The 4,668-nt window shown below is 60.4% G+C and carries 2 protein-coding genes; both read right to left on the bottom strand.

The window, feature by feature from the left end:
• Positions 1–153: 153 nt before the first annotated feature.
• On the bottom strand, positions 154–1,530 hold the full coding sequence (locus OZ911_RS00875) for an HlyD family type I secretion periplasmic adaptor subunit (protein WP_016484319.1): 1,377 nt from the start codon (positions 1,528–1,530) through the stop codon (positions 154–156).
• The gene (locus OZ911_RS00880) at positions 1,520–3,676 is read right to left on the bottom strand and encodes a type I secretion system permease/ATPase (RefSeq protein WP_016484320.1); all 2,157 of its coding nucleotides are present in this window, start codon (positions 3,674–3,676) and stop codon (positions 1,520–1,522) included. Before OZ911_RS00880 ends, OZ911_RS00875 begins: the two co-directional genes overlap by 11 nt.
• Between the last annotated feature and the right edge of the window lie 992 nt (positions 3,677–4,668).

Consider the following 4,668-nt stretch of genomic DNA (forward strand, 5'->3'; position numbering starts at 1 on the left):
CGACGCTGCCCGTGGCACCAGCGCCGTACCTGTGGGAGCGGGTTTACCCGCGAACACGGGCGAAGCCCGTGCCATCCATCGCGTTGCCTGCTTCGCGGGTAAACCCGCTCCTACAGGTGTTGCGTTGACCGTGGGGCATTCATATCTCGTCTGTCAGCGCTCGCGCAGCGCCTCCGAACGCGCCTTCATGATCGGCTTGAGCAAGTAGCTCATGATGGTCTTCTTGCCGGTCATGATATCCACCGTCGCCACCATCCCCGGAATGATCAGCAGCGGCTTCTCGTCGGTTCCCAGGTGGCTGCGGTCGGTGCGCAGCTTGATCAGGTAGTAGGTGGTCTTTTTGTCTTCGTCGGTGATGGTGTCGGCGCCGATCTGCTCCAGCTTGGCCTTGAGCCCACCGTAGATGGTGTAGTCGTAGGCCGTGAACTTGACGGTTGCCTCCTGGCCAGGGTGCAGGAAGGCGATGTCCTTGGGCAGGATCTTCGCTTCGATGACCAGCGTGTCGTCCAGTGGTACCACCTCGATGATATCGCTGCCAGGCTGGATCACCCCACCAATGGTGTTGACCAGCATCTGCTTGACGATACCGCGTACAGGCGAAGTGACCATGGTGCGGTGCACCCGATCGTCCAGTGCCTTGCTGGTGGCCGTGGCCTTGTTCAGCTCGGTGCGTGCTTCGTTCAGCTGGGTCAGCGCTTCACTGCGGAATTTGCCTCGGGTTTCCTCGATCTTGCTTTGCACCTCGCGGATGGCCGCCTCGGCACGGGGGATGGCCAGCGCGGTGGAGTCCAGCTGCCCACGGTTCTCCACTTCGGCGCGGCGCAGGCGCAGCACTTCGACCTGGGAGATTGCGCCGGTTGCCACCAGCGGTTCGGACATGCCGATTTCTTTGCGCAGCAACTCAAGGCTGTTGGCGTACTGGGCGCGTTTGGAGCTGTACTCACGCAGCTCTTGCTGGCGCTGGACCAGCTGCTGCTGCAGGCCGCCAATTTCGTCCTGCAGTTGCTGGCGCCGGCTCTGGTACAGCGACTCTTCACTGGCTGCCTGGCTTGGTGCCGCTTTGCGCAGTTCTTCGTCGATCTTCAGCGGGCGGTCCTCTACCTCGGCACTCAGGCGTTCGACCCGCAGAGCCATGGACTGTCGGTCAGCTTCGGTTTCACCAACGTTGGAGGCGAAGCGGGTTTCATCCAAACGCAGCAATGGCTGGCCGACTTCGACGATTTGCCCTTCCTTGGCGAAGATTTCGGCGACGATACCGCCCTCCAGGTTCTGAATCTTCTGCACTTTGGAAGACGGAATGGCCTTGCCTTCGCCCCGCGTGACCTCGTCGATGGGGGCGACGCTGGCCCACACGATCAAGAACACGAAGAACAGGATCACGCCCCAGATGGTCAGCCGCACAACCCGCGGCGCATCTTCGATCAGGGCCTTGTTGACCTCTGGCAGCGGCTGCCCGCCCAGTGAATCGGAACCTTTGAAGTAGCGCCGCAGGCCATCCTTGAATTGCCCAATATCCAGCTTATGCAACACTGATCTGCCCCTTCTTCAGCGCATCCATGACCGCGGCTTTCGGGCCGTCGGCGACAATCTGCCCGCGATCGATCACGATCAGCCGGTCCACCAGCGACAGCAGGGAGGCGCGGTGCGTGACCAACAGCACCGTCTTGCCTTCCACCACCGCTTGCAGGCGCTGCTTGAGGCGCTCTTCGCCGGTGTTGTCCATGGCACTGGTGGGCTCGTCCAGCAACAGGATCTGCGGGTTGAGCAGCAGCGCACGGCCCAGGGCGACGTTCTGCCGCTGGCCGCCGGACAGGTTCTGCCCGCGCTCACCCACTTGCAGTTCGTAACCGTCCGGGTGCAAGCGGGCGAATTCATGCACACCTGCCAGCTCGGCGGCCTGCAGGATCAGCTCGTCCTCGATGTAGCGGGCACCGCTGACCAGGTTGTCGCGCAGGGTGCCGGCCAGCAGCTGGATGTCCTGCGGTACATAGCCGATGTTGTGGCGCAGTTCGCTGACGTCGATTTGGCGAATGTCCACGCCATCGACCAGCAGCGAGCCGCCATCGGCCTCATACAGACCGACGATGAGCTTGGCCAGCGAGCTCTTGCCCGAACCACTGCGCCCGATGATGCCGACCTTCTCGCCGGGGCGGATGGTCAGGTTGATGTTTTTCAGCGCCATGTTCTGCTGGTTCGGGTAGGTGAAATCGACCCCGCGGAACTCGACACTGCCCTGCAGTACCTTACGGCTCAGTGGGCGCTCCTCGAAGTTGCGCTCTTGCGGCAGTTCCATCATGTGGTCGGTGGCAACCATGGTTACCTTGGCCTGCTGGTAGCGGGCGAGCAAACCGTTGAGCTGGCCCAGCGGGCCGAGGGCACGGCCGCTGAGCATGTAGCACGCCACCAGGCCGCCCATGCTCAGGTTGCCGTCGATGATCAGGTACACGCCGACGCAGATCATCGCCACGCCAGCCAGCTGCTGGATCAGCAGGGTGATGTTCATCGCCAGGCTCGACAGCACCTTCACGCGCAGTTCCAGGCGGCTGAGGGTGCCGAGGGTCTGCTCCCACATGTACTGGCGTTCGCTTTCGGCGTTGTTGACCTTTACCGCATCCAGGCCGGCGAGGGTCTCGATCAGGCTGGACTGGCGCTCGGAGGCCAGGGCCATGGTCCGTTCCATGGTCGCCATCAGCGGCCGTTGCAAGGCGTAGCCGATGCCCAGGGCCAGCGGGAAGGCAATGATCGGGATCCACACCAAGTGCCCGCCAATGATGGCGATGACGATCAGGATAAGGACGGTGAACGGCAGGTCGATAAGGCTGGTCAGGGTCAGTGAGGCGAGGAAGTCGCGTAGGCCCTGGAACTCGTGAATGTTCTGGGCAAAGCTGCCGACCCTGGCCGGGCGGTATTTCATCGACATGCCGACGATGCGCTCGAACAGCGTCGCCGAGATGATCAGGTCGGTCTTCTTGCCGGCCAGGTCCAGGCACAAGCCGCGCAGGCCCTTGAGGATCAGGTCGAAGATGTAGGCGCCGGCGATACCGATGGCCAGCACCCAGAGCGTTGACGTTGCCTGGTTTGGCACTACACGGTCGTACACGTTCATCACGAACAGCGGCGCGGCCAGGGCGATCAGGTTGATCACCAGGCTGGCGGCGATGGCGTCGATATACAGCCACTTGCTGCGCAGCAGGGTATCGCGGAACCACGACTTTGCCCGCGGGATGAGGTTGCCGTGGTTGACGTCGAACTTGTGCTGCGGCTGGGCAAAGAACACCCGGCCGCTATAGTCGCTTTGCAGGGCTTCGCGGCTTACATGCACCTCGCCGCCATCGCTCTCGCTGAGCAACAGGCGCGCGGTGTCTTCGTTCTCCCAGCCCAGCAGGACGGCACTGCGGCCTTCCTTTAGCAGCAGCATCGCAGGCATGGCGATGCTCGGGATCTGTTCCAGCTTGCGCTGCAACAGGCGCCCTTGCAGACCGGCCCGGGCGGCGGCGCGGGGCAGCAGCTCGGGGCTCAGGCGCTGGGCGGGTAGCGGCAGCCCGGTGGTCAGCATGACCCGACTGGCGGGTTTCTGGTGCAGGACACACAGGCTCAGCAGGCTATCCAGCAAGGGATCGTCATGCTGACTGCGTGGATCATGGTTGAGTTGGACTCGACTGACTTCAGATTCCACGCGGCGCTCTCTTCATCCTTGTGGTGGGTGGGGTGGCTGTGCCGGCATTAAGGTCGGGCCGGCTCGCCCTGGCGTTCAATGGTACTGCCAAGCGGTGTAGGTGAGGCCTACAAGGCCCTTTGGCTGAGCAGACGGCCAATGGTCGCCTCGAATCGATACTGAGTAAACAATTGTACGTCGTTCATTGCTACCAGGCTGCTCCTGAGCAAGGGTGTTTCATTTTTGATCCAGTGTGCATGCAGGCTGAAGCATTTTCAGCAGCATAGACTGCCCGCGGGGCGAGTGAGAATTGCCGTCGGTGATCGATCTTTTTCGTCGTCAGTAAATGGGCGCTGATTTGTTGACGGTCTTATAGGTATCGATCGTTAAAATTCATCGGCGTAAGTCTGTTTGCACGCTCGGTTCTGGTTCAGAAATCGTCAATGGTTTGCCATCATCGCCGTGTGGTTATCTGCGCAATCGTTCTCTATCCCTTTGATCTGCGATGAAGTGTTGTTGCACGTCACGCGCTCAGCGGCTGGTGTTGGCTCGTGCGGCTATACAATCCCCTGGTTTTGCGGGTTTTGATGCCCCTGCCCGTCGGGTTTAAGGCAAGGTTTGTGCTTGTCTAAACGCGGCAGCCCGGGCGCTTTTAAATTGACGTCTGCAGGCTTGACGGTTGCTGAAGGGGGGGATTGTCAGCAGCATGAAATACCGACTCAGGGTGTAATAACTGTTGCCGAAAATAGCGTTGAGCGCGCTTTCGATGATGTACGACATTTGTTCTGAATGAACCGTTGGCTAAGGTACAAATATCAATGTGACATTACATTGCCGATTGTTTAGGATGGCCTGTATAAGGTCAATAGTTTGGCATTTAAGTAATTCCAAATAGTTATAGACGAAAAATTGACGAAAAAAAGCGTCAAGAGATCATCGACATAGTTCCGCCTGAAGTGGCTGCGAGTGCCGCTCTGGCAGGGAAGTACCCATAGGGTCACACGGAGAGTCCA

Source organism: Pseudomonas fortuita, from assembly GCF_026898135.2.
In the GTDB taxonomy this organism is placed as follows: Bacteria; Pseudomonadota; Gammaproteobacteria; order Pseudomonadales; family Pseudomonadaceae; genus Aquipseudomonas; species Aquipseudomonas fortuita.